This is a genomic window from Mesorhizobium argentiipisi (SeqCode) (assembly GCF_037179585.1).
GTDB lineage: Bacteria > Pseudomonadota > Alphaproteobacteria > Rhizobiales > Rhizobiaceae > Mesorhizobium > Mesorhizobium argentiipisi.
Genome location: NZ_JAPYKO010000025.1, coordinates 13056 through 39075 on the forward strand (window position 1 = coordinate 13056; position 26020 = coordinate 39075).

The 26020-nt window shown below is 61.8% G+C and carries 24 protein-coding genes and 2 pseudogenes; 21 read left to right on the plus strand and 5 right to left on the minus strand.

Translation table 11 applies throughout. From position 1 onward, the window contains the following. The first annotated feature begins 1 nt into the window (after window position 1). From trbF to O7A05_RS26510, 4 genes are all read left to right on the plus strand, one after another. Window positions 2-685: a conjugal transfer protein TrbF gene (gene trbF / locus O7A05_RS26495; protein ID WP_337095931.1), complete on the plus strand. Its 684-nt coding sequence runs from the start codon at window positions 2-4 to the stop codon at window positions 683-685. Continuing rightward, window positions 682-1821: a P-type conjugative transfer protein TrbG gene (trbG, locus tag O7A05_RS26500; RefSeq protein WP_337095932.1), complete on the plus strand. Its 1140-nt coding sequence runs from the start codon at window positions 682-684 to the stop codon at window positions 1819-1821. The genes trbF and trbG overlap by 4 nt, the downstream gene beginning before the upstream one ends. A 68-nt stretch (window positions 1822-1889) precedes the next feature. After that, entirely contained in the window at window positions 1890-3092 is a 1203-nt protein-coding gene (locus tag O7A05_RS26505; RefSeq protein ID WP_337096010.1) for a TraB/TrbI/VirB10 family type IV secretion system protein, read from the plus strand. A 1-nt stretch (window position 3093) separates the two neighbouring features. Beyond that, window positions 3094-3318: a DUF2274 domain-containing protein gene (locus O7A05_RS26510; protein WP_337095934.1), complete on the plus strand. Its 225-nt coding sequence runs from the start codon at window positions 3094-3096 to the stop codon at window positions 3316-3318. A gap of 15 nt (window positions 3319-3333) precedes the next feature. Here O7A05_RS26510 and O7A05_RS26515 read toward each other — a convergent pair whose 3' ends face one another. Further along, window positions 3334-4302, minus strand: a complete 969-nt coding sequence (locus O7A05_RS26515) for a LysR family transcriptional regulator (protein WP_337095935.1) — start codon at window positions 4300-4302, stop codon at window positions 3334-3336. 60 nt (window positions 4303-4362) lie between these two features. Then, complete coding sequence (locus O7A05_RS26520; RefSeq protein WP_337095936.1) at window positions 4363-5355, minus strand: class I SAM-dependent methyltransferase; 993 nt, start codon at window positions 5353-5355, stop codon at window positions 4363-4365. A 420-nt stretch (window positions 5356-5775) separates the two neighbouring features. On the opposite strand from O7A05_RS26520, the gene O7A05_RS26525 reads away from it, so the two are divergent. The 4 genes and pseudogenes from O7A05_RS26525 to scpB all read left to right on the plus strand — a co-directional run bounded on the left by O7A05_RS26525 (window position 5776) and on the right by scpB (window position 9853). Beyond that, on the plus strand, window positions 5776-6501 hold the full coding sequence (locus O7A05_RS26525) for a helix-turn-helix transcriptional regulator (RefSeq protein ID WP_337096011.1): 726 nt from the start codon (window positions 5776-5778) through the stop codon (window positions 6499-6501). Between the two features lie 157 nt (window positions 6502-6658). Then, window positions 6659-8059 carry a hypothetical protein gene (locus O7A05_RS26530; RefSeq protein ID WP_337095937.1) on the plus strand — a complete coding sequence of 467 codons (1401 nt, stop codon included), beginning with the start codon at window positions 6659-6661 and terminating at the stop codon, window positions 8057-8059. A 32-nt stretch (window positions 8060-8091) separates the two neighbouring features. Continuing rightward, window positions 8092-9173 (plus strand): annotated as a pseudogene (locus tag O7A05_RS26535) (DUF1403 family protein). A gap of 2 nt (window positions 9174-9175) precedes the next feature. Next, window positions 9176-9853, plus strand: a pseudogene (gene scpB / locus O7A05_RS26540) (SMC-Scp complex subunit ScpB). Window positions 9854-10102: 249 nt separating this feature from the next. On the opposite strand, the gene O7A05_RS26545 reads toward scpB, so the two are convergent. Further along, window positions 10103-10279 (minus strand): hypothetical protein, encoded by a 177-nt coding sequence (locus O7A05_RS26545; protein WP_337095938.1) that lies wholly within the window; start codon window positions 10277-10279, stop codon window positions 10103-10105. A gap of 273 nt (window positions 10280-10552) precedes the next feature. On the opposite strand from O7A05_RS26545, the gene O7A05_RS26550 reads away from it, so the two are divergent. From O7A05_RS26550 to O7A05_RS26575, 6 genes are all read left to right on the plus strand, one after another. Beyond that, complete coding sequence (locus O7A05_RS26550; protein WP_337095940.1) at window positions 10553-11254, plus strand: Crp/Fnr family transcriptional regulator; 702 nt, start codon at window positions 10553-10555, stop codon at window positions 11252-11254. Window positions 11255-11337: 83 nt separating this feature from the next. Further along, window positions 11338-11583, plus strand: a complete 246-nt coding sequence (locus tag O7A05_RS26555; protein ID WP_337095942.1) for a hypothetical protein — start codon at window positions 11338-11340, stop codon at window positions 11581-11583. 9 nt (window positions 11584-11592) lie between these two features. Further along, entirely contained in the window at window positions 11593-11820 is a 228-nt protein-coding gene (locus O7A05_RS26560; RefSeq protein WP_337095944.1) for a hypothetical protein, read from the plus strand. Beyond that, entirely contained in the window at window positions 11821-12048 is a 228-nt protein-coding gene (locus O7A05_RS26565) for a hypothetical protein (protein ID WP_337095946.1), read from the plus strand. A 464-nt stretch (window positions 12049-12512) separates the two neighbouring features. Beyond that, a complete protein-coding gene (locus tag O7A05_RS26570) occupies window positions 12513-15623 on the plus strand; it encodes a CheR family methyltransferase (RefSeq protein WP_337095947.1) in 3111 nt (1036 codons plus the stop codon). Beyond that, a complete protein-coding gene (locus O7A05_RS26575; protein ID WP_337095949.1) occupies window positions 15616-15987 on the plus strand; it encodes a response regulator in 372 nt (123 codons plus the stop codon). Before O7A05_RS26570 ends, O7A05_RS26575 begins: the two co-directional genes overlap by 8 nt. Window positions 15988-16974: 987 nt before the next feature. On the opposite strand, the gene O7A05_RS26580 is transcribed toward O7A05_RS26575, so the two are convergent. After that, window positions 16975-17346 (minus strand): hypothetical protein, encoded by a 372-nt coding sequence (locus O7A05_RS26580; protein WP_337095950.1) that lies wholly within the window; start codon window positions 17344-17346, stop codon window positions 16975-16977. Window positions 17347-17594: 248 nt separating this feature from the next. Between O7A05_RS26580 and O7A05_RS26585 the strand changes: the two genes are divergently transcribed. Continuing rightward, window positions 17595-17939: a response regulator gene (locus O7A05_RS26585; RefSeq protein WP_337095951.1), complete on the plus strand. Its 345-nt coding sequence runs from the start codon at window positions 17595-17597 to the stop codon at window positions 17937-17939. Window positions 17940-18107: 168 nt separating this feature from the next. Then, entirely contained in the window at window positions 18108-18977 is an 870-nt protein-coding gene (locus O7A05_RS26590) for a LytS/YhcK type 5TM receptor domain-containing protein (RefSeq protein ID WP_337095952.1), read from the plus strand. On the opposite strand, the gene O7A05_RS26595 is transcribed toward O7A05_RS26590, so the two are convergent. Beyond that, window positions 18946-19974 (minus strand): LacI family DNA-binding transcriptional regulator, encoded by a 1029-nt coding sequence (locus tag O7A05_RS26595; RefSeq protein WP_337095953.1) that lies wholly within the window; start codon window positions 19972-19974, stop codon window positions 18946-18948. The two genes, O7A05_RS26590 and O7A05_RS26595, sit on opposite strands and share 32 nt — an antisense overlap. A 352-nt stretch (window positions 19975-20326) precedes the next feature. Between O7A05_RS26595 and O7A05_RS26600 the strand changes: the two genes are divergently transcribed. From O7A05_RS26600 to O7A05_RS26620, 5 genes are all read left to right on the plus strand, one after another. Further along, window positions 20327-21940: an extracellular solute-binding protein gene (locus O7A05_RS26600; RefSeq protein WP_337095954.1), complete on the plus strand. Its 1614-nt coding sequence runs from the start codon at window positions 20327-20329 to the stop codon at window positions 21938-21940. An 81-nt stretch (window positions 21941-22021) separates the two neighbouring features. Beyond that, window positions 22022-22882, plus strand: coding sequence for a carbohydrate ABC transporter permease (locus tag O7A05_RS26605; protein ID WP_337095955.1), 861 nt, complete (start codon window positions 22022-22024; stop codon window positions 22880-22882). Next, window positions 22879-23835 carry a carbohydrate ABC transporter permease gene (locus O7A05_RS26610; protein ID WP_337095957.1) on the plus strand — a complete coding sequence of 319 codons (957 nt, stop codon included), beginning with the start codon at window positions 22879-22881 and terminating at the stop codon, window positions 23833-23835. The genes O7A05_RS26605 and O7A05_RS26610 overlap by 4 nt, the downstream gene beginning before the upstream one ends. Next, window positions 23832-24917 carry an ABC transporter ATP-binding protein gene (locus O7A05_RS26615; protein WP_337095958.1) on the plus strand — a complete coding sequence of 362 codons (1086 nt, stop codon included), beginning with the start codon at window positions 23832-23834 and terminating at the stop codon, window positions 24915-24917. Before O7A05_RS26610 ends, O7A05_RS26615 begins: the two co-directional genes overlap by 4 nt. A gap of 3 nt (window positions 24918-24920) precedes the next feature. Next, window positions 24921-25985: an ABC transporter ATP-binding protein gene (locus O7A05_RS26620; RefSeq protein WP_337095960.1), complete on the plus strand. Its 1065-nt coding sequence runs from the start codon at window positions 24921-24923 to the stop codon at window positions 25983-25985. Window positions 25986-26020: the final 35 nt, after the last annotated feature.

The following is a 26020-nucleotide window of genomic DNA, read 5'->3' on the forward strand; positions in this document are numbered from 1 at the left end:
CATGTTCAAACGCCCGTCAACGCACTACGGAAAATCGCCTCGACCGGAGACGCCGTACCAGCGCGCCGCCCAGGTGTGGGATGAGCGCATTGGCTCCGCCCGCCAGCAGGCCCGCAACTGGCGCTACATGGCCTTCGGCTCGCTGGCGCTGGCCGCAGGTATGTCGGGCGCGCTCGTCTGGCAGTCCGCCAGCGGCTCGATCGTGCCCTGGGTGGTGCAGGTCGACCGGCTCGGCCAGGCCGATGCCGTGGGACCGGCGGACGCCGATTATCAGCCGAGCGATCCCCAGATTGCGTTCTACCTGGCCCACGTCATCGAACAGGTGAGGTCCATTCCCGCCGATCCGGTCGTGCTGCGGCAGAATTGGCTGCGCGCCTACGATTTCACGACGCAGGGCGGCGCGCTGGCGCTCAACGACTATGCGCGCGCCAACGACCCGTTCACCAGGATCGGCGAGCAGCAGGTCGCCGTCGAGGTATCGTCGGTCATCCGCGCCTCTCCGGCGAGCTTCCGCATCGCCTGGGTCGAGCGCCGCTACCAGGACGGCTCGCTTGCCTCAACCGAGCGCTGGTCCGCCATCGTCACCATCGTCGTCCAGCCCCCGCGCGACGCTGACACGCTGAGGAAGAACCCGCTTGGCATTTACATCAACGCCATCAACTGGTCGAAGGAGCTTGGCCAATGACGCCCGCACCCTGCAAATCCGCCCCTTCGGCGCGCCCGCCGCTCCCGCGCCGCGCGATGCCGGCCTTGCGCAAGATGGCGTTACCAGCATTTCTGCTTTGCACTTCGGCCCTCGTGGGATGCGCCACCCGGCAGAAGCCGCCTGAGATCTCCTATGACGATCCGATCCCGGCTGTGCGAGCCGTCGACCCGCCCCCACTCGTGAGGGTGGTGGAGCTTCCGAAGCCATTGCCGCTGCCTGGCCAGTTAAAGCCGGTCGGCAAGAGCGTGGGGCCCGGGCCGGAGCCAAGCGATCCCGCCGCCCGCGTGAACCTTGCCAACCAGGCCGCGCGCGTCCAGCCCGTCCGCGACGGCTTCATCAACTCGATGCAGGCCTATCCGTTTGTCGAGGGCGCGCTCTACCAGGTCTATGCCTCGCCGGGGCAGATCACCGACATCGCGCTTCAAACCGGCGAGCAGCTTGTCGGCTCCGGTCCGGTCGCCGCCGGCGACACAGTACGCTGGATCATCGGCGATACCGAGAGCGGCGCCGGCGCGACCAAGCAGGTACACATCCTGGTGAAGCCGACCCGCGCCGACCTTCTCACCAACCTCGTCATCAATACAGACCGGCGCACCTATCACATGGAACTCCGCTCGACGCCCTCGACCTATATGGCCTCGGTCTCGTGGCAATATCCACAGGACCAGCTCGTCGCCCTGCACCGCCAGAACCAACAGGCTGAGGCCGCACAGCCGGTGTCGGCGGGGATCGACCTGTCCCGCGTCAATTTCCGCTACGAGGTGACTGGCGATCGCGCGCCATGGCGCCCGCTTCGCGCCTTCGACGATGGCAGGCAGGTGTTCATCGAGTTCCCGCGCGGCATTGGGCAAGGCGAGATGCCGCCGCTGTTCGTAGTGGGGCCGCAAGGTGACACGTCCGAGCTGGTGAACTATCGCGTGCGCGGCAACTACATGATTGTCGATCGGCTGTTTGCCGCCGCCGAGCTGCGCTTCGGCGCCGGCAAGACCCAGACCCGGGTCCGTGTCTCTCGAACCGATGGGCAACGCGCCGGCGCATTGTCCTGGATGCGAGGTTCTGGCGAATCCTGGCGTTCGACCAGCGCCCGCGGCGACCGCGGAGGGCCGGCATCGTGACCGACAAATTCGATCCCTCCAGCGATCAAGCTTGGGGCGCGGAGAACGAGGCCCGCTCGAAACGCCCTGTGGGTGAGAACGAATGGCCGGAGCCGCCAGACCAGGATGATAGCCGACCTGTGACTGACGGGCCGGCCGCGGCCATGCGGCTGCGCGCCGAGCCGCCGCGCGTGACGCGCCTGTCGCGCAAGGTTCTGGCAGGGTTAGGACTGGGCGCCAGCCTGGCTGTCGGCGGGGCGCTGATTTACGCGCTCCAGATACGACAGCAGGGTCAGGGCCAGGAACTCTATTCGACGGACAATCGCCAGACCCCGGACGGGCTCGCGGCCCTTCCAAAGGACTATGCGGGTGTTCCGAAGCTAGGTCCGCCGCTTCCTGGCGATCTCGGCCGGCCGATCCTCAACGCGCAAAATGCCGGCACCGTTCCGTCACCGCAAGCGGTCGGGCCCGATCCCGAAGAGCAACGAAGGCAGCAGGAGCTGGAGGCAGCCAGGACCGCGCGGCTTTTTGCATCCACCCAATCCCGGCCCGCCAGCGGCCCTGTTGCCGTTGAAACCAGTGCCGACTCCAGGCCCCAGCCCGATCTCGCGGGCCTTGGTCTATCGCCCCAGCCCGCGACGCCGTCGGCGCAGGACCGGCAGCGCGCCTTCCTCGATCAGCCGCCTGACAAGCGCACTGTCTCGCCCGATCGTGTGGAAGCGCCGGCGTCGAAAAACGTTCTTCAGGCCGGTGCCGTGATTGCTGCCGCCCTCATTACGGGCATCCGCTCCGACCTGCCAGGCCAGATCACCGCCCAGGTGACGGAGAACGTCTATGACAGTCCCACCGGACGGATACTCCTTGTGCCGCAGGGGACGCGGCTTATAGGCCAATACGACAATGGCGTCGGCTTCGGCCAGCGACGCGTCTTGCTGGTGTGGACCAGGATGATCTTTCCTGACGGGCGCTCAATCGTTCTGGAACGTGAGCCGGGTGCCGACACCGAAGGCTATGCCGGTCTGGAGGATGGTGTGAACTACCATTGGGGCGATCTGTTCAAGGCGGCGGCGCTCTCCACGGTTTTGAGCATCGGCGCTCAGGCAGGCTCCTCGGGCGAGGAAAGCGATATTGTGCGCGCCCTGCGCCAAGGCGCCTCCGACAGCATCAGCCAGACCGGCCAGCAGATCGTCCAGCGGCAGCTCAACATAGCGCCGACGCTCACCATCCGGCCTGGTTTTCCGGTGCGCGTCATCGTCACGCGCGATCTCGTGCTTGAACCTTATGGAGGCTGAAATGGCAAAACTGAAACTCGGACCGATCGCCGACGACAAGCCCGTCAAGGTCACGGTGGAGTTGCCGGCCGCGCTGCATCGCGACCTGACCGCTTATGCCGAGATCCTCGGACGCGAGGCGGGACAAGCGCCTGCCGAGCCACCGCGGCTGATCGTTGCGATGCTGGAGCGGTTCATTGCGACGGATCGCGGCTTTGCCAGCGCCAGGCGCTCGGCGAGCCGCTGAGGTCTCGGCGCTCAGTCACGCCTGTTTGGTATCGGCTGATTTGCTGGTAACCGGTGGCGCTGGTTTCATGCGCCCGTCGATGGCAGGCTCGAGCGGCTTGGCAGCGGTGATATTCCGTGCAGTCCCCACGAGCCGCAGCAGAGCGCGCTTGGGGTTCGATTCCAGCCACATCGCCTGTATGGACCTGCTGCTCCCCTGACCCTGCATGGGCTTCCAGACCGCAGACTCTATGGCCACTGCTTTCGCGAAGCCTTCGCTCGCCAGGGTCACACCGTGACCGAGCTGGACCTTGAGCATGACCGTAGCTTCGCTGGCGCGACATGTCTCAATGGCAGGCCCTCCATTGGCAGCGACATGCTCCAGCAAGGCGAGGTCCCCCTGCGATGGGGACGAAACCAGCAGACTGGTTCCCGCGAGATCCCGCCAACTCACGCCAGGCCTGTCCGCGAGCGGATGGCCGCGGGGAAGGAGAACGAACAAGCGCTCCTGGGCGAATATTTCGCTTCGGCATGTGGCGGTGTTCTGAAGCCCGTGCGCAAAGACGATGTCGAGGCGCCGCCGGCGTACCGCCGCCAGGCATTCTTCATGTCCAACGTCCTCGATGACGACGGTGACGTCCGGATGCAGATGGTGGAAGCGCTCCACGAGGCGAGCCACGAATGCGCGCCCCATCTGGGCGCACAATCCGATCCGGATCGTCCTGGCGTCCTGATTGCCGCGATCACCGCGCGCCAGCGCGTCCTGCAAGCCCTCATAATGAACCCGCACGAGGTCGGTCCAGGCGCGGCCTGCTTCCGTCAGCCGCACGCCATGCACGTCGCGATCGAACAGCTGCATGTTGAGCAACTGCTCTATGGCAACGATGTTGCGGCTGACGGAGGATTCCCGCACCCTGAGAACTCTTGCCGCCTGCCTGAGGCTGCCATGGTCGACGGCTGCGAACACATGGTCCAGGCGGCGCAAAGTGTTGCTGGCCTGTCTCAAGGCTCAGACGTCTCGTCGACAGAGCTTGTCTGGGCCCATCGGCTCGATGTTGCGGCAGCGTCAATCCGACGAGCCGCCATGGACGCTGGTTTCGTAAACATATTCGTGTGGTATGGCCGGGCTGGCCATCTGGGAGACATAGCGGTTCAGGTTTTCCTGGCTGTTGCTCGCGGCAAGGCAGTAGAAATTTCCGCTGTTCCATGTCAGCGCGCAGTGGCTGAAATGCTTGTGTATGGCCTCACCCATGTCCGCCACCGTCACCTCATTGCCAAACATCGTGTTCAGGACGGCGGCCTTCTTCTTTTCGATCTCCTCGGGAGGAAAATAGCGCGCCTTGAAGCCGAAATCCTTCTGGTACTCACGCAGCCTGTAGTCCGTCTCGTCGATCGCCCGGAACTTCTCGACGAAGACGAAGATCCCGTCCTGCTTGAGGTGCTGGCTCACGAACTCGACCTGGTCAGGCCGGTTCGGTGAGTACATTTGAAATGTGGTATCCTCCAGGATCATATCGAAGCCGGAGCTGAAATCTGCCAGCCGCGGAGTGGAGGCGAGAACGTCCTTGGTCAGCCTGTGGAATGGGCCAATGAAGAAGTCGGCATGCGGCGGCTCGCCATACGCCATGTAGCACTCGTAGTTCTCCGGGTTCGGGCTGCACGACAAGGTGCGTATCTGCCCCTCGGACAGCTCCGACAGCGTCCTTGCCATTGTGCCTTCCGCCGTTCCAAGGCTGTACAGCGAGAGCGGTCGGTCGCGATCACGTGCGTACTTCAGGACCGCATAGGCCATCCGGCACTCTTCCTCCAGTCTGTAAGGAATGCTGCCGTGATAATGCTGGTCGAAAAAGCCTTGCCGCGCTGCGTGCAGGCTGACCAGGTCGCGCAGAAGTTTGTCACGCGGCAGCAGGCGATTGTCAGCCACGGGTTTGCGCACAGGAACCCCGGTCTTGCCCGCGGCTGTCGCGGCAAAGAAGCCGGCAAGTTCGTTGATGCGTGGGGCGCGGTCGCATTCAGCCAGGAAGTCATCGAGTCCACGCATCGCAGTATGGCTCTGCACCCATCGAGATGGTGAGGTGCCAATGCGCCTAGGGAGCGGTGCCGACAGAGTTAAGAATAGTCTAATATTCTGTCGGGTGGGCATTGACTGAGGCAAGTCGTAGGAAGGCTAGGTAGTGACAGCTTTCCATTGATTGCGGTTTTTTCGATAAAGCCACATCTTCTACCAATCTGGAGTTATTTGTGATTTGTTTGGCAACCGAAGGTTCGGCAAAACAACAGAACTGACGTAACGTAAGTACGGGAATCGCTTCGAGTCGTGCATAGTCTTGGCTTTGATCCGAACGACATGCGTCCTTCGCAGCACCGGACGCTTGCGCATCAGTATGAATGCTGGGGCCAGGTGCGGGTCGACATGGTCAAAAGGACCGGCCTCAAGCGGCAAGAGACAAAGATCTTTTGTCCGGGCCATGTGTTCCTGATGAACCTTCACGGCGCGGCGCGCAACGGCGAGGACTTTGTCGACGGGCGCCGGATCTCCTTTTCGCCGCGCCGCGCCGGCTCGGTGGTCTTCGTGCCCGCGGGCAATGATTGGACCGGTTGGGACGAGGGCGACGACACAGGTTCCTTCCTCCTTGTCTCGATTGAACAGGAGTTCGCGGAGGAGATGTTCGGGGAAGCGGCGCGACATCGCCGAACGGTTTTGCCGCCCTCGATCGGATTTCGAGACGGTCTCGTCGAAATGGCGTTGCAGAGGATCGCGATCGAGCTCAAGCAGCCTGATCCGTTCAGCGCCGCGATGGTTGAGAGCCAGGCGAAGCAACTGCTCGTGCAGATGGTCAGGCTGAATGGCGCCTATCGTGAACCTATGAAAGGTGGTCTGTCTTCGTTCGATCTCAAGCGTGCCCTGGAGATGATAGGGTCGCTGTCGGGCGATACGCTTACGCTTGCGGCCCTGGCGCAGGAGCTTGGCGTCAGCCGGTTCCATTTCTGCAGGGCGTTCAAGCAGTCGACAGGCAAGACGCCGCATGCATTCATCGCTGAGCGGCGCTTGGAGAAGTCCTCCGGCATGTTGCGATCCACCAATCTGTCGGCAACCGAAATCGCGTTGGAGTGCGGGTTCGGAAGCTCGAGTCATTTTGCCATTGCCTTTCGCCAGGCATTCGGCGTGTCACCCACGGAATTTCGCCGCAGATGCAGAATCTAGGCGGACAATTTCATTGGCAGCAAGTATTTGAAAATCGCGACGCAGCCGCAAAGCATGGTTTGGCGTCCGATGATATGCATGTGCGATCGGCGTTCAGGAGGCGCTGACATCGACCTCGAGTCGGTAGGGGCAACGGAAGAAGAGGGCGGATCGTGAGGTGGACGAGCTATCTGCAGACATAGATGCGAAATGGGCGGTCCTCGAGGCGCTGGAGGCACTTTATCCCTGGATTAAGCAGTTTCGCTCCCGGCCGGTGCGCGATTACGCGTCTCGCCTCTTTGAGGCGCCCGCTTCGGGGTTAGTACCCGTAGTCCGGAGGCAGGCACTCGACAAATTGTTGGGCGTCATCAGGAAGGCGGCGGTGCGCTCGGGGCTCTCCGCCGATACTGCCGCAGAAATCTGCCGTGATCTGGAGCGCCGGCGCGTGCTGCAGACAGGGCCACATCTGCTTCTGCTCCTCGACCCGGAAGCATATTACACGCACATCTTCAGTTTGCTTGGTCTCGCCGCGCATGGCTGCTCCACCTATGTGTCCTATGCGGTCTCAACGGTGAGCCTTGTTGAGAGATCACGCAAAGGACCAGGCTGGCTCCCCGTCGACGGCAGGCCCAGCAACGTCTTCGGCCTCAGCCGAAGCCAGATGGTCGGTTACAATCTCTTGAGTGGGCCTGGATCCTACCGGTTTGAGATGGTGCCTGCGGACACCGGCGCGCGAGGCGATGTGTTGGCGCAACTGCGCGATCTCCTGCCGAGCACGCCATTTCAGCGGCCTGCGCATGCGATCAAGGCTGCCAATCAGGCACTTTGGCCAAAACTCTTCGGAAGCCGTTGCGCGTTTCTGCAGATCGATGATGAGGATATCGCAGACCTGGTGGCGGACCATCTGTCAGGCGCAGGTTCATGGCTTCGCACGTCGCTGCTGGAAGAGCCGGCGCTCGCTTTGAATATCCTTGCCGAAATCGACCGGCTGGCTATGGGCCCCTGGAGTGGATGGCTCACGCGGTCTACCGATTTCTTCTGGTTCTACCATAATGGCAAGCGTCTTCCGCTGCGCCTTGCCGCGGGAGATTTGATCGATCCCTCGAGCGGTGTGAAGGTCGCCGGCTTCAACCCTTCAGACATTGGGGCGCGGCTGTCGGACCGTACCCTTATTCCGAATTTTTTTACGACCATGTTGGTCGTGTCCATGCTGCCCGGGGTGCGGGTCCTCGGAGGCAGCCACCAACCAGTCTTCTATCCATTGATGCGCCATGTGGTTCACAGGGCACTCGAGGTTACGGGTATGGCTCCGGAGCTTCGGCAGGCTCTCGAGACCGACGACGTTTCGGGGGCTTGGGGACATCGAGTAATCGAGTGCGGCGATGACCCGTTGGAGCGATGTCTGGCTAACCCGATCAGTGACGCCGATGCTGTTGTGGGCCGCCTTGGCGCCGCTCCGTTGGCTGAGGCATGTGGCAGTTTGAAAGGCTTCGTGTCCGATCCGTCGTGGATGGAGCTTCATAGACGATTGGGGCGGGGCACGATCACTGCCGCCGATGACGAATGGGCTGTTAACTGACAGGCTTTTCGGTTGTCGGATGCTCGCGCGCCGTGGCGGCAAGCCTGACTAAACGACTGATATGGCAACATTATCGTTCGTCTTATGTCTCCGACAGGCTGTGCGTTTTTGGCCGAAATCGATGGCGCAAAGCGCACGGCCGCTTTACCCTCGCAAATCATGATTCGCCTCGATCCCGCTGCCGCCAGCCCCGCCCCGGTGCCGACCTCCCGGCCTGGGCGCTCGCGCCCGGCCGCGACACCAGCGACGCCGACGCCGCCTTCCAGGCCGGCGCCGCCTTAGGCACGCTCGACAGCCTCACCCGAGCGCAACCCAGCTGGGCCGGCGCCTGGCACCAGCGGCTGGCGCTCAACTGCGCCGTCGCCAGCATGCGGCTCGCCGGCCGTGCCGCGGACCAAGCCGCCCTGCGCGATGCCTGGCACTTGCGCCCGGCCGGCGCCAATCCTGGTCTCGCCGGCGCCATCTATAGCGCCTGGCGGCAGCTGGCGCTGCAGCCGCCCGCCGCCACCCCCGAACGGCTCGAAAAGATTGTGGACCAGCTTGGCCTCCATTGGGACGGCGCGGAGCTCACCGACCTCTGCACGGAGATCGAAAAACTGGCGGCGTCGCAGCGGCCGGCGCCATTCGCCGCCGCCGCGATCGCCGCTCACGTCGTCGCCATGCGGCCCGGTGCCGAGCTTTTGGCCTGGTGGCTGGCCGGCCTGGTGCTGGCGCGAAGCCTGCGCTGGCCGCGGCCGCTGCCGCTGTTGATGGCCCAGGCTTTTGGCCCGGCTTTCCGCGCCGACGGCCGCGGCGGCAAGCACATCCGAACCGGGGCAAGAATTTTGAGCGCGCGGTTTGCCTGGCGCTGGTTCAAGGGGCGGCGGAGGCCTGCCGGCTGGCCGGCGAGTTGTCGCGCCGCGCCGAAAAGCTTCTCGCCGTCGCGCCAAAACTGCGCGCGAAGGGCGCCAGTGACGTGATCTTTTTGCTGCTCACTGAAGACGCTGTCTCCGGATCGCTCACGACCAAAAACCTGTCGCGGTTTGCGGCGCGACGTCTGTTCGAGCGCCTGCAACAACTCGAGGTCGTCCGCGAGCTCTCCGGCCGTTCCTCTTTCCGGCTGTTTGGCCTCTAGCAATGAGCGAAGCGTCCGCCCGCCGCAAGCCAAACGATCAGCCGGCGTTGCTGGACACCGAGCTGGAACATCTGCCGGCGGAACTGCGCTGGCGCGAATGGATGGGCCGCGTCGAAGCGGTGATCTTTGCCGCTAGCGAACCGGTGACACGTAGTGTCCTCGCGCGGGTGGTGGGGAAGAATTGTAACATCGAGCTGATCATCGACGATATCCGCACCGAGCTCGCCAGCCGCCCCTACGAGCTGGTCGCGGTCGCTGGCGGCTGGCAGCACCGGACCAAAAAGGTTTTTGGTGACGTCATCCACGCTGCCTTCGGCCAGCAAGGCGGCAAGGGCGAAAAAGAGCTGTCGCGGTCGGAGGCTCTCGTGCCGATGTGCATCGCCTATTTCCAGCCGATCACGCGTGGCGAGCTGTCTTCCTTCTTCGGCAAGGAGGTGTAGCGTGACCTGATCGGCGTGCTGCGCGCGCAGGACCTCATCGCCTCGGGGCCGCGCAGTCCGCAGCCGGGCGCGCCGTACACCTATGACGACCAAGACCTCCTGTCGCAGTTCGGGCTCGACACGCTGCGCCAGCTGCCGGATTTCGAGGCGCTTGAGGATGCCGGACTCCTGTCGAAGGAGAAGCTGCTCGCCGGCGACATCATGCCCGAGTTTGCCAGCGGCCAAAATGACCTCGGGTAGAGTTGATTGCGGGCTGCGGCCTCTGACGGCCGCTGGACTTCAAGGTACCTCCGTTGCTTGAGCGAGGTGCCGTCCTCACGGCGCACCAACAGGCCGGTTTTCCCCGCAGCCGCCGCGCTGCTCTACACCGCCGAAGCGTTCTCCCTCGTCCCGGCGCCTCGGTGTGGCCGGCAGGAAGCGCTTTTCGGCCTGTGCCCGATTGATCACCTGTTGTTGCGGAAGGACCCTACGGATGGCGACGCCGCGCGGTCAGAGTGACTTTTTCAGCAAGAAAGCTTCGCGCCGCAGGGATGGCAGATTGCCCATGCCGATCAATTCGATCAGCTCGTTGGCCTGCGCCGTCGTTATACCAGCTTCCTTTACCAGCCATTCGACGTGAAGGTCTCTGAGCGCCTTCGCGCGAAGCTCGCTACTATCCTCGGCCATGATGCGTCCCCAACATGGCGTAACACGGTGGGAGCGATTTTGTTCCGCACGCCTTTAGTCGCCTAATATTCCAGGTTCCCGGCGTATCTACTGGCGTTCCGCATTGGCCAGAGGGGGCCAAATCATCGATGCGAAATCCGGCATGCAAGGAAAGTGAGCCTTCGTTGCTAATGGTCCGTCCGAAGCTTATGCTTTCGATATCGGCCGCCAGTCACCTACGGATGCAGCCGACAGTGAGAGGAAAGTGCTCTTGCCCGAAACGGGAGAAGAGCCATGCCTCAATCCGCTTTTCGCAATCATATTCTGAAATCCCTCGCCCCCGATGACTTCGCCCTCTTGCAGCCCTCGATGCGTCACGTCGAACTGGGCATCAAAGAACAGTTAGAAATCCCATATCGGGCGATAGAGCAGGTGTATTTTCCCGAGACGGGGATCGCTTCGGTAGTCGCTGTCATGACCGGAGGGCGACAAAGCGAAGTCGGCATCATCGGCCACGATGGCATGACAGGTGTTACGGTCATTCTCGGCCAAGAGAGCTCTCCCAACGAGACCTATATTCAGATCGCGGGCCAAGGCTGGTGCCTGGCGGTGGAGAATCTTCGTACGGCTCTCGCAAAAAGCCCGACTCTTCGCGGATCGTTGCTTCGCTATGCCAACGCATTCCTCGTCCAGGCTTCCCGGACCGCGCTCGTGAACGGCCACTCGAAGATCGAGGAGCGACTGGCTCGGTGGCTGCTCATGGTCCACGATCGCTCTTTAGGCAGCAGGATTTACCTGACGCATGAATTTCTGGCGACGATGCTCGGCGCCCGGCGCCCCGGAGTCACCACGGCCCTCCAAATGCTTGAATATCGGGGACTGATCCAAGCCAGACGTGGCGAGATCACGATCGTCGATCGCAGTGGGCTGATAAAGCTCACGCACGGCGCCTACGGCGAGGAGGAGCAACGCCATTTCGGCATCGTCACCGACTGATTGTCCGGAATCGTACATAGCTTGATGGTCGCTGAAAATTGGGCGTAAATCACGTTGGTTTTTGGGTCAGGGAGGAGCTCGCAATGACCAACGCTTTTCACGGCGTCACAGTTGAAAAAGCGACCGAGGCCTATGTCCTTTCCAGGGGTCGAGCCCGGTTCCTTTCCATCGCACAGGCAATCCGCGCCATCCGAACACTTATGCCTGCCTGCAGAACCAGCGACCATGAGTTGGAGGGTTTGTTGGCGGCGGCCTGCATCGTCCACGGCATTCCCGTGGCCTTCGACGCAACGATGACCGAGGTCAAGGAAATGCGGCTCCATTCGTAGGGTCTGGAGATGCTCACGGTTACGCAGAGAACCATTTCGTCGGACGTTCGGCAGGCGATTGTCCGCTACCTGCTTGACAATGTTGACAATCCCTGCATTTCGATCGCCGAGGGCGTCCAAATTATGAGAGAGATGTTCCCGCTTTGCGAGTTGACGGATTGGCAACTTGGCGATCTCATTGCACGAGCCGCCATCGACGCGGGGTTTGCAGTTGATTTCGACGCCGAGGTTCCCTGAATGAAGACAATGGTCGGTGAATATCTGGATCACCGTTTGGAGTGCCCCTTTTGCGGGACGATCCGCCTTCAGATCCCGGCCGACGCCCAACCTTCAACGCCTATCACCTGCGCCGATTGCGGGAAATATCTCGGAACATGGGACGATCTGCAGACTGATTTTGAGAAGCAGGGGGGCAACGACGGAATATTCCGCCTCGATAAGGGGCGCATCCTCAAGCTCGACTAGCCCTTTTTCTTCCCTCAACTCGCTGACCCAGTGAGTCGCGGAAATCCTGCTACGGTGCTTCAAGCAGATCCATTTCTCCGCGCATGTACTTACGCGGCCGACAAGCCCGTGTTGATCGATTACGCGGGTCTGAAACGGCCTGCACCCTGCCAAAGTTGTTCGCGGATTTCGCGATTCAACGTCTAGCTCCGGTTTCTCTGCCTCGCACTGTGCTTGCTGATCCTAACGTCAGGACCTTCGTTCGGTTCTGGCAGCGCCTACGCGTGGTTCTCGCAGTTTCGATCTCCAGGTTTGCCGTGCCATACTAACAACGCGGCTGGACTTTCCGGTTCGAGTTTACGGAACGTAAGAGTTAGCGACTTGATATGGCAGCTCATGGCGCTCGCAGAAGCCATTCGCTCCGCATAGAATTCATGGATCGTTTTCGGCGCGGCGACGTTGTTGAAGGTTAGGGGTGGGATCGAATGCCTCGGCAGAAAAAATTCCCGATCGTCGGCGTCGGCGCGTCAGCCGGTGGCATTCCGGCGATGGAGGGGCTTTTCCGCGGTATGCCAGACAAATGCGGCGTGGCCTTTGTGATTGTTACCCACCTGAGCCCGGAACGGGAGAGCCTGCTTCACGAGGTGATCGCGCGCTATACCGATATGCCGGTTATCATCGCCGAGGATGATTTGGAGGTACGGCCTGACGTCATCTATGTGATGCCGCACAACGCAATCCTTGCCATCGAAGGCATGAAGCTCAAGCTTCGCCAGCCGAATTCAATTTCACGCGAACGCAAGCCCATAGACATCTTCTTAAGTGCGCTCGCCGAAGCTCATGGCGAATATGCTGTCGGCATCATCCTGTCGGGCGGTGATTCCGACGGCACACTTGGTGTCAAGGCGATCAAGGAACATGGCGGGCTAACCTTGGCCCAGGCCCCGGACGGGTCGGGACCCCGCAATCCGGACATGCCGCAAAGCGCGATCGGCTCGGGATTGATCGACATCGCGGTGCCAGCGGACGCTATGGGTGAAAAACTCATCGAATTTGTTCACAGCTTCGAATTGGTTGCCAAGATTGAGGAGGACGGGGAGTCTGTGGAGCGCAGCCTGCGCGAAGCACAACGCGACATTTACGCAATCCTGAGCAGCCATTCCGGGCATGATTTCTCCGGCTACAAAGTCAAGACCTTCCTGCGCCGTGTGAAGCGTCGCATGCAAATAACCCAGAACGCTTCGATCGACGACTACGTGCAGCTTCTCCGGTCGAATCCGGATGAGGTCCGGGCGCTGTTTCGCGATCTTCTGATCAACGTCACCAATTTCTTCCGTGATGAGGATGCGTTCAAAGTTCTCGAAGACTTGGTAATCCCCGAATTGTTCAAGGGCCGTGATGCCAACGATAACATCCGGATCTGGGTACCCGGCTGCGCCACCGGCGAGGAGGTATTTTCCATCGGCATGCTGATGCGTGAGTACATGGAGGATCGGGCGCCTGTGCCGCGCGTGCAGATATTTGCGACCGATATCGACGAAGCCGCTCTTGGCGTCGCACGTTCGGCCCGTTTCCCCGAAGCGCTGCTTGCCGGCGTATCCGCCGAACGGCGCGAACGCTTTTTCAGCTATGACGGTGCAAGCTATGTGCTGGGCAAGGCGGTCCGCGATCTCTGCATCTTTTCAGCGCACAGCGTCATCCGTGACCCACCATTTTCGCGCATGGACCTCGTGTCCTGCCGCAATCTGCTGATCTATTTGGGACCCGATATCCAGAAGCAAGTCATCCCCATGTTTCATTACTCTTTGAAACCCGGGGGCTATCTATTCCTCGGCACGTCCGAGAGTGCCAGCCAGCATGGCGATCTTTTCACGCCCGTCGACAAGAAACAGCGTATCTTCAAGGCGCGCGAACATTCCGCCCCCATGCGGCTGCCGATCCTGCTGAATACCGCGTCAGTTGGCAACTTCCCTGGCTCCGACACACGTCCGCGCCCTGGTATTTCGTACTCGTTGAGGCAAACGGTCGAAGCGCAGGTCCTCGAGCGGTTTGCGCCAGCGCACGTGGTGGCCAACGGCGACGGCGACGTGGTCTACTATTCCGCGCGGACCGGCAAATATCTGGAACCGCCGCAGGGTATACCGAGCAGGCAGTTGCTGACCATGGCTCGGAGCGGCTTGCGCCTGGAATTGCGGGCCGCGTTGCACGAATCGGCAGAAACCAGGCGTACGGTCAGCCGCGACTCCATTGCCGTGGAAGAAGACGAAGACCGCGTCCAGTTCGTTAAGCTGACCATCGAACCGCTTGCAGAGCGTGGCAACAGCGAGCCGCTTTTCTTGGTGCTGTTCGAGCCGATCGGACCATCGCACCCCCGGCTGGAGACATTTAAAACTGGAGACGGTGACGACGCCGGTGCCGCCGATCTGGAGCGGGAATTGCGCGATATGCGCGAACGGCTGCAGTCAACGATCGAGGAATATGAGACCGCGCTCGAGGAGCTGAAATCCTCCAACGAGGAATTGGTGTCAGTCAATGAAGAGGCGCAATCCTCCAATGAGGAGCTGGAAGCGTCGAAGGAGGAGATGCAATCCCTCAACGAGGAATTGAACACCATTAATGCCGAGCTGATCTCCAAGGTCGAAGACCTCGACCGTGCCAACAGCGACCTGAAGAACCTCTTCGAAAGCACGCAGATTGCCACGGTGTTTCTCGACACCCAACTGGTGATCCGAAGCTTTACGCCGGCGGCTTCTTCCTTCTTCAATCTCTTGCCATCGGACGTCGGTCGGCCGCTGACGGATCTTGCCAGCCGCCTCGACTATCCGCAGCTCAAGAACCACATCGGCAAGGTTTTTCAGACCGGGCAAATGATCGAGCATCAGCTATCGCGAGATAGCGATGGCTTTCATTACCTTGTGCGCCTGATTCCTTATCGCGATGGCGTTGGCAAGATCCAAGGCGTTGTCGTGACGTTTGTCGATGTCACCACGATTGCAGAAGCGGAGAGCCATCAGCGTGTCCTGATTTCCGAACTCAACCACCGCGTAAAAAACATGATTGCGGTGGCGATAAGCATTGCCGGGCAAACCCGGAGGCATGCGACCTCGCCCGAGGCATTCAACGAATCGTTGATCGGACGCCTGCACGCCATGGCCCGCGCCTATGGCATTCTTTCCCGTGACAACTGGAAGGATGCATCGGTCAAAGAGATAATCCAACAGGAGACGGAGCCGTTTGGTCTCGACCGTGTCAGATGGTCAGGACCCGATACAAGGCTCAGGCCGCAACAGGGTTTATCCCTTGGCATGGTGTTGCATGAGCTGGCGACGAACGCGGCAAAATACGGCGCATTTTCCGAAACCGGCGGGAAAATTTCGGTCCACTGGTCAGCTTCAGAAGATCAGTTCCAGCTGTCCTGGAAAGAAACTGGCGGACCTCCCACGACCCCGCCAAATGGCGATGGCTTCGGTCTTACCCTGGTGAAGGGGGAAATCGAATATCGGCTGGGTGGGAAGGTCGAAACAGCCTTTCTCCCGGATGGTTTTAGCCTGCACCTTTCATTTCCGGTCGTCCGTCGGGAGGATTTGAATGGCTGAATTCAGGGTCCTGGTAGTAGAGGACGAATGGCTCGTCGCGGAGGAACACCGTTATGTGCTTGAGGAAGCCGGTTTCGGGATTGTCGGGCCTGTCCCGTCGGTGAAGCTCGCGATCAAACTGATCGAAACCGAAGCCATTTCCGCCGCGGTCCTCGATATCGGTCTCAACGGCGAGACAAGCGCGCCGCTGGTCCCACATTTACAGCACCGCAAGATACCGTTCGTCTTCGTCAGCGGCTACACGCCTTCCGACGTCCCTGAAATGCTTCGCGCGTATCCGTTTCTGGCGAAACCAGTCGTTGCCACGGCTCTTGTTTCGGCTTTGAACAAGATGCTCGGCCAAGACGAACAAGAGTTCGGTTGATCGCTAGCGGGGCTTTTATTTTTCTCGAGGACCCGAATGTGGCGAGCCGGCCCTCACTAAGCGCCAAGGTTCGAGAGGCGCCCGCCAGCGGCAGCATCTTCCATGGAACAGTTGAGCATCATGAACCAGATGGCGGCTGCCCTTCCCAAAACTGCCAAGCAGGGGAGCAAAAGCAGGCCGAGAGCGACAGCCAGGTCCGTGCTCAGCGACTGAGACCCGACGCACCCAACCAGCCAATCGGCAAGACAATGAAGTAAAGTCCGCCGATGGCGGCGCCCGCAAACACCGTACGAGGGACTGTTTCGCCGACATGGCATGTCGCCGCTTCAAACTCGGGAGCCGCAAACCCGACCAGATAGAGGCCTTCTGCGCGCTCCTCGGGTGTTAATTTAGGCTCCTCAGTCTAAAATGATGAGGCCCGGCAGCTGCCGCGGTCAGCCGTCGATTTTGCGGTCCAGGCTCCAGAAGGGCGCGGAAAGAGAAGATCCCCTCGGAACCATCTCGCTCGTCGTGGCGTTCGGGTTGAAATCAAAGGCTCCCCCACATGGCCGACTGTCCGACAATAGAAGAGAGGCTTGCTGCCAGCACCTTGCGGAAGCTCGTTCGTTCCAAGGCAAATCGGGACTTTTTTGCACAAGCTCCTCGATCTCACCGTGGAACCGACACTGCCGGAGTCAATCACCTCTCTGCTTGAAGCGCTCGATGCGCCGAGCGAGGAACCCGCTGAGCGACCGGCGCTGGCTCGACGTTGAGGCAACGCGCGCAGCCGGAGAGAGGCGGCACAGGGGGATTTCGCGCGTGCCGGTTATCCGACCGCGCCCGGACATTCTTCTGGAAATATTTCCGACCATTGGTCGCGTTGACAACGACCTGATCCTCCTTGAATGATCCCTGCTGAGGGGGCAGGGGCCAAATGCCAATAAGACGCCTTGCCGATTATGGCATCTTCGAACCTGATGAGCTATCGCTCCTTCAGGATATCTTCGATCAAATATGTGCGCGGACCACATCGAACGCAAAAGCGAGGCTGCCGAACAACTGGCCGCAAACCTGATAGCTCACTACCAAACGGGGTTTCGCGGTCAAGAACTGCTTCACGCTGTCGACCCGAAGAAGACGCTCTAAATCTTCCTCATGGCGCACGACAGGTTCGAACTCAAGCGAGACGCAAAGGGCTGGTCGGTGGTCGACCGCCACACGGGACAGCCTGCTGAACCTGAGGGTCACCCTGCGATTGGCCTGGAATTGGCCAATGCGACCGACCTTGTGATCATCCTCAACGCGTCGGACATGAAGCGACGGATCACCCGACGAAACATCATGTGAGCTTGTATTGCCCACCGGTCCGGCGAAGACCAAGCAGCAGCCCCGTTGGCCCTAACTACAAGGTATGCGCTGCGGTACGGTCTTGAGAATAACGCGACACCTCAGGAGGCTAGAAGGTACTTAGGCAGGCTACAAATCTAGGAGCGCGTCCTGCTCCGACCAACAAATGATGTTGACATGGGACCTTCACAGCCTCCGACCGTTCGGCTCGTTGGGCAATTGCGAGCGAAGCTGACTTTCTATGGTGTCGTCCTGGTGTGGAGGATGAGAGCATCATCCTCTTGGACGTTGAACATTCCCTCGAAGAGGCGGGATTTGAGGTGCTCGCCGTATACAAAGGGGATGATGCCATGGCGGCCTTTGATCGTGACCCGGATGGCGCAGGGGCTCTCGTGACGGACATAAGGCTCGGGGATGGCCCCACCGGCTGGGACATCGCCCACCATATGGGAGCGGTCAAACCCGCTTTGCCCATGATCTGCATGAGCGGCGATGGGGCGGACGATTGGCCTCCGCTCGGGGTGCCAAACAGCCTCATGATCGCAAAGCCGTTCGTTCATGCCCCAGATTATCACCGGGCTCGCAACCCTGCTCAATCAGATGCCTGGAATGCTTCGGCCAAGTGAGGTGGTGGCGCCTGAATATACATGCGCCATGAGCGTGGGCGGCTGCAGCGGGTGACTGGAAGAAGCACCGTATGATAACCTTTACGTTAATTAACCAAAGTGGCGTAACCCTTCGGAAGCCGTGATCTTTCACCATACCTTGGATCGCTTACGCGGAAAGGTACCTTGGTGGCGGTTAGTGATTTCGTCGCTCGGCTGAGTGGACGCTACCAACAGCTCCTGTTCGGCGTCGTGATGACCGCCGGCACGATCGGCTCGATGATGGCGTTAGAAGCGTCTCCTGGCGTTTACAGCGACCTTCGTGGGCCATTGTTAGTTGTCACCGGCTTCTTTGGTGGAGTGCCTGCCGCTGTCATGGCGGCCGGTGCGGCTTTGATCTACCGCCTCTATCTCGGGGGAGCCGTACTGTCAGGCGTCTTGGGCATCATGCTCGCAACCGTCATTGGGTTGGTCGGCTATTCTCTGCGCCAGCAGCGCCGGGTTCGGTATATCGAACTTATCCTGCTCGCGGTGGTGGTCGCATTGAGCGGTTCGTCGATCGTTCTGACTATGCCGGCGGCAAGTCAGGCAATCCTACTGCCGCACCTCTGGGCGTCGACATTGTTAGGATTCGTCGCCACCCTTTCCCTGAGCGTGTTACTACTGCACGAGGAGAGGCAGCGTGAGCTTTACCACGTCAATAAGCTCTTTCGGTCGATGGTCGAGGCACTGCCGGACTGTTTGAACATCAAGGATGTTGAAGGTCGGTTCCTTGCCGCAAATCCAGCAACGGCCCACTTGCTGCGAGCGTCGAGCGTGGAAGAGATCCTCGGCAAAACAGATTTCGATTTCTTTCCGGCAGACCTGGCCAAGCAATTTCGAGAGGACGAACTGGCGGTGCTCAACGAAGGAAATCACGGTCGGCTTTCCACGGTCCGCTCACGGCCAGAACGTTCGCTGGGTCCTTGCACAGTTCTACAATTCGCAATCAGCTGGGCGTCGCGCGCGGCTCTCCCCTCTGGAGCCTTCAAATCTCCGGGATACTCTCGCGGAAGATGACCTGCAGCCGCGGCTGGTGGAGCTCGTAGGGCATTCCCCTGACGGAGTGGGAGAGGATGTTGAGCGCCTCCCTGGCTTCGACTCGCGGGTTCTGGTCGATCACCGCATCGAGTGTGCCGTCGAGCAGCAGTTCCTTAGTTCCGTCCGTCACCTCATGACCGAGGAAGATGATCTCCTTCGCGCGTCCGCGTTCCTTCAGCGCGCGGGCGATGCCGGTGTTGCCGGCGCCGACATTGTAGATCGCGGCGAGGTCGGGGTGGCGCTCGAGCAAGGCGGAGGCTTCCGAATAGGCCTTTTCGCGGTCGTCGAGCATTTCACGCATCTCGACGATCTCGAGGTTGGGAGATTCCTCGGCGACGATATGGCGGAAGCCCATCTCGCGCTCCTCGTGGCCGCGATAGGCGAGCGAGCCGGCGAACAGCGCGACCTTGCCCGGATGTCCCGCGCCCATGAAGCGGTTAAGCAGATAACCGGCCAGCCGCCCGGCGGCGCGGTTGTCGATGCCGATATAGGCGACGCGCGGCACATGCAGGATGTCGGAGGCGATGGTCACGACCTTGATGTCGCTGGCCGACAGCGAGCGGATCGCCTCGCGCACGGTCGGATGGTCGAGCGCGATGACGCCGACGCCCTGCGTCTGGCCATGCAGGTCCTGCAGCAGGCGGGCGAGCCGGTCGGGATTGAACCCTTCGATGGTCGTGACGCGGATGTCGAGATCGGGCCGCGTCAGCGCCTGCGCCTCGATGTGCCGGTGCAGGAGCTTGATGAAGGAGTTGGTGCCGGCCGGCAGCGCGAAGTCAAGCCTTATCGTCTGGCCCGCCACGGCTCGCTGCGGCGCACCGTCTGGCGTTTCGGCGATGTAGCCCAAACGCTGCGCCATCTCGATGACGATCTCGCGGGTGCGGGCGCGCACGCCCGGCCGGTTGTTGAGCACGCGGTCGACCGTGGCCGGAGAAACACCGGCTTCCCGGGCTATGTCTGTCAGGGTTGACCGCACGTCGAGCACCTCATCGCAAGCATCAAAATCACGTAGCTTCCACTCAGTTCCGGAAAACGCCTCAGCAGCGACCGCGATTCTGATGTGAAATGATGTAACCGCTCTTGGTCTGCGCGCAAGTCGGCCCGGTACATAAGGCAGCGAATGTCGGGCCAACCCGCTCGGATCGCGGCGAGACCCCCTCAAATCCGAGCAATGGGTGCGGCGTGATGGGTTCGGTGGACTGCATTTTCACCCTCATTTGCGATCTTATGAAGTATTTTGATTATTTATGATGTTGACAGGCTTCATAGGCTGGCGTCAATATCCCTCACGCGGGCCATGGAGGAACAGGCCCCGAGGGAGGAATTCGATGTCTCATTTGATCCGCATGTCGCGGCGCCGCCTGTTGGCGTCCGGAGGAAAGGCCGCGGTGTTCGTCGCCGCGACAGGTATTGCACCGCAATTCATTCGTCCCGGCCGCGCCTTCGCGGCGGATGCCCTGGCGCCCGGCATGATCGGCGGGCCGACCGGCTTCGACGGCGCGGAGCGCTACCAGTATGGCCCAGACACGCCGGAAGGGCGCGCCATCGAGGCGGCCAAGGCCCTGAAGGCGGCCGGCAACGCGCCGGCGAAGATCGTGCTCGGCCTCTCCGACGGATCGATCGGCCAACTGACCAAGCCTTTCCCGGCCGGTGCGCCATCGATCAAGGATCTGTGGGAGAAAGATACGGGCATCCAGATCGAGATCGTCGGCCTGCCCAACGGCCAGGAATTCACCAAGACGATGCAGGACATCTCCACCAAGGGTGGGGCCTACGACATCTATTCGACGGAGTGGAACCGGCTTGGCGATCTCGCCGAAACCGGCGGCATCGCCAAGCTCGACGACTTCGTTGCCAAGCACAGACCGGAATGGGACGATCCCAAGCAGGGTTACGTCAACGGCGCCAAGGGCGTGTCGCTGCTCAACCAGTATCGCGGTTCGACCTATGGCGTGTCGCTCGACGGCGACTTCCAGACCTGGGTCTACCGCACGGACCTGTTCGGCGACGCCGCCGAGCAAAAGGCCTTCAAGGACAAGTATGGTTACGACCTTGCCCCGCCAAAAACCTGGAAGCAGCACAGAGAGGTCGCGGCCTTCTTCCAGCGGCCGGACAAGGGCCTGTTCGGCTCGACCGACCTGCGCAATCAGGGCTGGGGCTACACCAACTGGTACCAGCGCTATGTCTCGATGGCGTCGCCCAACCAGTTCCTGTTCGGCGACGACGGCAAGCCGCTGATCAATTCTGAACATGGCGTCGCGGCGACGAAGGAATATGTCGACTCGCTGGCGCATCATTCGCCGGATGCTATCTCGTGGGGCTGGCCGGAGCAGTACGGCAATTTCGCCAAGGGCGGGGCGGCGATGACCTGCGCCTTCTCCAACCTGCCGAAATTCCTCGACAATGCCGGCAACAAGGATTCGGCCGTCACCGGCAAGGTCGGCTCGATGCTGCCGCCGGGACGCGAGATCGACGGCAAGCTGATCAGCCGTTCCGTTCTGTGGTTCTCGCTGACCGGCATGGTGTCGTCGCAGTCGAAGAATCCGGAGGCTGCTTACCTTCTGCTGCAGTGGCTGGGCTCGGCCCGCATCTATGCCTGGATGAGCGCCAATCCCGGCGGCTATCTCGATCCGTTCCGGCTCTCGGACTTCTCCGATCCGCTCGTACGCCAGACCTATCACGCCTACCACATGGACGTGGTGCGCGAGACGGTGGCGCGCACGGTGCCGACCATCAACTATCCCGGCGCCACGGCTTTCCACAACGCGCTCGACGAGAACCTTATGGCCTCGCTGACCAAGGCCAAGACGCCTGAGCAGGCGATGGCCGACACCGAGCGCGAGTGGAAGAGGATCGCCCGGCGCATCGGCGAGGACAAGCTCAACGAAGCCATCAAGACCAACAAGGAGGCCTGGCCGACCGTTCTCGATCCGATCAGCTGATCCGTCTCCCTGGATCAGAAAAGGAGGGGAGGGGCGGCTGCTCCTCCCCTTCGCCAGCAACGCCACCAGCAAAGCAGCCAGATGAAGCGTTCCGTTCCCTTCGAGATATTCCGTTACGCCGCGATTTTCGCGGCGGTGGCGGTGACGCTGGTGCCGATCCTGTGGATGGTTTCGATGGCCTTCAAGCCGATCGGCGAGTGGTCGGCGACCGGCACCGACCTGACCTGGTGGCCGAAGCAGCCGACGCTCGCCAACTTCCAGTTCGTGTTCGGCCACTCCACCAACGACCTGATCGTCGCGCTCGACCACACCGCGCTGAAGCCGATCCTGTCGTCGCTGCTCTCGGCGGTGTTCGGGACGGCGATCGCCATGTCGGCGGGCACCGCCGCGGCCTACGGCCTGTCGCGTTTCGGCTCCGGCCAGAACCTGCCGCTGGCGCTGATCCAGCTCAGGCTGTTTCCGCCGATGGCTGTGATGATCCCGGTGATGATCATGTGGGCATTCCTCAATCTCAACGACACGTGGTGGGGGTTGGCGCTGATCTACGGCATCGTCACGCTGCCCTTCGCCTTCTGGCTGATGAAGACATTCTTCGACGACATGCCGCGCGAGATCGAGGAGGCGGCGCTCGTCGAGGGCTGCTCGCGGCTGCGCGTCTTCACCCGCATCACGCTGCCGATGATGCGCGCGCCGCTGGCGAGCGCCGCGCTCTTCGTCTTCATCCTCAACTGGTCGGATTATCTCATCGCGCTGCTGCTCACCACGCGCGAATGGGTGACGATCCCCGTCTACATGGCGTCGCTGTCGTCCTCGATGACCGGGCAGCTCTACGGCGCCAAGGCCGCGCTCGGCCTGATCGCGGCGGTGCCGCCGGTGATCATGGGCATCGCCATCCAGCGCCATCTGGTGCGCGGGCTGACCTTCGGAGCGCTCAAGCAATGAGCGCGGTGACGGCGACGATTTCGGAGGGCGAGATGGACGCGCGGAAAAAGCCCGCGAGGCCTGACGAGGGCGCGCGGCTGGGCTTCCGCCTGACCTTGCCGGCGCAGATCCTGGTGCTGTTCATCTCGGCCTTCCCGCTTTTGATGCAGCTCTACATCAGCGTCACCGACTGGTCGCCGCTGTCGGGTGTCGGCTGGTGGAACGCCTGGGAGATGTGGAACAGCTTTGCCAACTATACCGATCTCGCAGCCGACAGCCGGTTCTGGAGCGCCTTGGAGCGCACGGCGATCGTCATGCTGGTCTGCGTGCCGGCGGAGTTCCTGCTCGGCTTGGCGCTGGCGACGCTGTTCGCGGACGACTTTCCCGGCAAGCGGATCTTCTATTCGATCCTGTTGATGCCGATGATGGTCGTGCCCGCGGTCGCCGGCTACATGTTCTTCATGCTGTTCCAGTCGGGCGGTCCGGTGAACGACATCCTGTCGGGGATCATCGGCACGCCGGTGACGATCGCCTGGCTTTCCGATCCGAACCTGGCGCTGATCGCGGTCATGATCGCCGACATCTGGCAATGGACGCCGCTGATGTTCCTGATCCTGCTCGCCGGCCTGGTCGGCGTGCCGGAAGACCAGATGAAGGCGGCGACGCTGCTCGGCGCCAATGCATGGCAGCGCTTCACGACGATCGTGCTGCCGAAGATGAAGACGATCATCATCATCGCGCTGGCGATAAGGGTAATCGAGGATTTCAAGATCTTCGACACGCTTTACATCATGACCGGCGGCGGGCCCGGCGTCGCCACCGAAACGATCTCCGTCTACATCTACAAGGTCACCACCCAGGACCTGATCTGGGGCTATGTGGCGGCGATCGCTCTCGCCATCCTAATTGTGCTTTCGATCGTCGCGGTCTGCGCCATGAAGCGGATAGCGAAGGCGCGGGAGGTGCCGCTATGAGCGCCATCCACCTCAAGAACCTCACCAAGAGCTTCGGCGACTTCGCGGCGCTGAAGACGATGGACCTCGAAATCGCCGATGGCGAGTTCATGGCGCTGCTCGGGCCGTCCGGCTGCGGCAAGTCGACGACGATGAACATGATCGCCGGCATGGAGGAGCCGACCAGCGGCAAGATCCTGTTCGGCGAGCGCGACATGGCCGGCGTGCCGATGAGACGGCGCGGCGTCGGCTTCGTCTTCCAGAACTACGCCATTTTCACCCATATGACGGTGCGCCAGAACCTTGGCTACGGACCGAGGATGCGCGGCGCCGCCAAGGCCGAGATCGACCGCCGTGTCGGCGCCATCGCCGAGATGCTGCAACTCACGTCGCTGCTCGACCGCAAGGCTGACCGGCTTTCGGTCAATATCCTGCAGCGCGTGGCGATCGGCCGCTCGGCGATCATGGAGCCGGCGATCTTCCTGCTCGACGAGCCGCTGTCGAATGTCGATGCAGCCTTCCGCGCGGTGATGCGCACTGAGCTCAAGCAGCTGCAGCGTCAGTTCAGGCAGACGATGGTCTATGTCACGCATGACCAGCTCGAAGCCATGACCATGGCCGACCGCATCGCGGTGATGGACCATGGCGTGCTGCAGCAGGTCGGCACGCCGCTGGAGGTCTACAACAATCCGGCAAACGTCTTCGTCGCCCGCTTCATCGGCGCGCCGGGCATGAACCTGCTCAAGGGCAGGCCGGCGGAAAGCGATCGCGGGCTGGTGGTTGACCTCGGTCCGCTCGGCGTCACGCCGCCGTTGCCGGATGAACTGGCTTTTGCTGTGAGAGCGGTGCGCGGCGACGTGCTTTACGGGTTCCGGCCGGAGCAGGCGACGCTTGCCGAACGCGGGCTCTCGATGCCAGTGGGCTTCGTCGAGCGGATCGGCGCGCGCACCATCGTCCACCTTGGTGATGGCGAGAGCGCGGTGAAGGCGGTGTTCGAGAACGATGTCGGGCTGTCGGTCGGACAGATGGCGGTGGTTGCGCCGCCGGCCTGGTTGGTGCGCGTCTTCGATGCTTCCACCGGCCTCGCAGTGAAGGCGAGCTGAACCATGGCCGATGTCGTTTTCCGCAATGTCACCAAGCGCTACGGCAACACACTTGCCGTCGACGATGCCTCGTTCACCGTCAACGACAACGAGTTCTTCTGCTTTTTCGGTCCGCCGCTGTCGGGCAAGTCGACGATCCTGCGCCTTGTGCTCGGCCTGGAAGTGCCGGATCAAGGCGAGATCCTGATCGGCGGCAAGCCGGTCAACAGCGTCTCGCCGGCAGAGCGCAACGTCGCCATGGTGTTTCAGAACCTGGCGCTGTTCCCGCATATGAGCGCGCGCGACAACGTCCGTTTCCCGCTGGTCGAGCGGAAGGTCGCGAAAGCCGAGATCGAAAAGCGGCTGGCCGACGTCGCGGCCAAGCTGCACATCGGCCACATCCTGCACAAGCCGCCGGCGCAGCTTTCCGGCGGCGAGCGGCAGCGCGTTGCGATCGCGCGCGCCCTGGTGCGCGACCCGGCGGCCTATCTGATGGACGATCCGATCTCGGCGCTCGATGCGCGGCTGCGCGAGGAGACACGCGTCGAGCTGAAGCGCATCCAGCGCGAGCTCGGCAAGACGCTGATCTATGTCACGCATGACCAGGAAGAGGCGATGTCGGTCGCCGACCGTATCGCCATCCTCGAGAACGGCCGGATCAGGCAGATCGGCGCGCCGGCTGAAATCTACGATCGTCCGGCCAGCGCCTATGTGGCGCGCATGCTGGGGTCGCCGATGATGAACATCCTGCCGTCGGTGCGTGGCGCGGGTGGGATCGAGGCCGCGGAAGGGACAATCCGCATTGCCGATACCAGGGCGCCGGCCGAAGCGATCGAGATTGGGCTGCGGCCGGAAGACATCAAGGTCCGGCCCTGGAACGACAAGGAGATGGCGGAAGGGAGCCGCCCGGCGCGCGTGTTCGAGGTCGAGCCGCTCGGCGGCTATACCGTCGTGACTTTAGCTGCCGGGCAGGCGCGGCTCAGGGCACTGCTGCGCGGGCAGCCTGACATCAGGCCGGATGCGATGGTGGCGATATCCTGCGAGCCGGCCAGAGTGCATTATTTCGGCCAGGACGGAGACGCGCTGTGACGGCCACCGCGAGGACAGAATTTCGGGAGGAAGAG

Excerpts from the sequence above, each read along its gene's own strand:
- O7A05_RS26550 (WP_337095940.1), top strand. The coding sequence starts at position 10,553 with ATGCCTCAATCCGCTTTTCGCAATCATATTCTGAAATCCCTCGCCCCC.
- O7A05_RS26510 (WP_337095934.1), top strand. The coding sequence starts at position 3,094 with ATGGCAAAACTGAAACTCGGACCGATCGCCGACGACAAGCCCGTCAAG.
- trbG (WP_337095932.1), top strand. The coding sequence starts at position 682 with ATGACGCCCGCACCCTGCAAATCCGCCCCTTCGGCGCGCCCGCCGCTC.
- O7A05_RS26600 (WP_337095954.1), top strand. The coding sequence starts at position 20,327 with ATGTCTCATTTGATCCGCATGTCGCGGCGCCGCCTGTTGGCGTCCGGA.
- O7A05_RS26525 (WP_337096011.1), top strand. The coding sequence starts at position 5,776 with ATGAACCTTCACGGCGCGGCGCGCAACGGCGAGGACTTTGTCGACGGG.
- O7A05_RS26620 (WP_337095960.1), top strand. The coding sequence starts at position 24,921 with ATGGCCGATGTCGTTTTCCGCAATGTCACCAAGCGCTACGGCAACACA.
- O7A05_RS26565 (WP_337095946.1), top strand. The coding sequence starts at position 11,821 with ATGAAGACAATGGTCGGTGAATATCTGGATCACCGTTTGGAGTGCCCC.
- O7A05_RS26575 (WP_337095949.1), top strand. The coding sequence starts at position 15,616 with ATGGCTGAATTCAGGGTCCTGGTAGTAGAGGACGAATGGCTCGTCGCG.
- O7A05_RS26545 (WP_337095938.1), bottom strand. The coding sequence starts at position 10,279 with ATGGCCGAGGATAGTAGCGAGCTTCGCGCGAAGGCGCTCAGAGACCTT.
- O7A05_RS26555 (WP_337095942.1), top strand. The coding sequence starts at position 11,338 with ATGACCAACGCTTTTCACGGCGTCACAGTTGAAAAAGCGACCGAGGCC.
- O7A05_RS26610 (WP_337095957.1), top strand. The coding sequence starts at position 22,879 with ATGAGCGCGGTGACGGCGACGATTTCGGAGGGCGAGATGGACGCGCGG.
- O7A05_RS26605 (WP_337095955.1), top strand. The coding sequence starts at position 22,022 with ATGAAGCGTTCCGTTCCCTTCGAGATATTCCGTTACGCCGCGATTTTC.
- O7A05_RS26615 (WP_337095958.1), top strand. The coding sequence starts at position 23,832 with ATGAGCGCCATCCACCTCAAGAACCTCACCAAGAGCTTCGGCGACTTC.
- O7A05_RS26570 (WP_337095947.1), top strand. The coding sequence starts at position 12,513 with ATGCCTCGGCAGAAAAAATTCCCGATCGTCGGCGTCGGCGCGTCAGCC.
- O7A05_RS26560 (WP_337095944.1), top strand. The coding sequence starts at position 11,593 with ATGCTCACGGTTACGCAGAGAACCATTTCGTCGGACGTTCGGCAGGCG.
- trbF (WP_337095931.1), top strand. The coding sequence starts at position 2 with ATGTTCAAACGCCCGTCAACGCACTACGGAAAATCGCCTCGACCGGAG.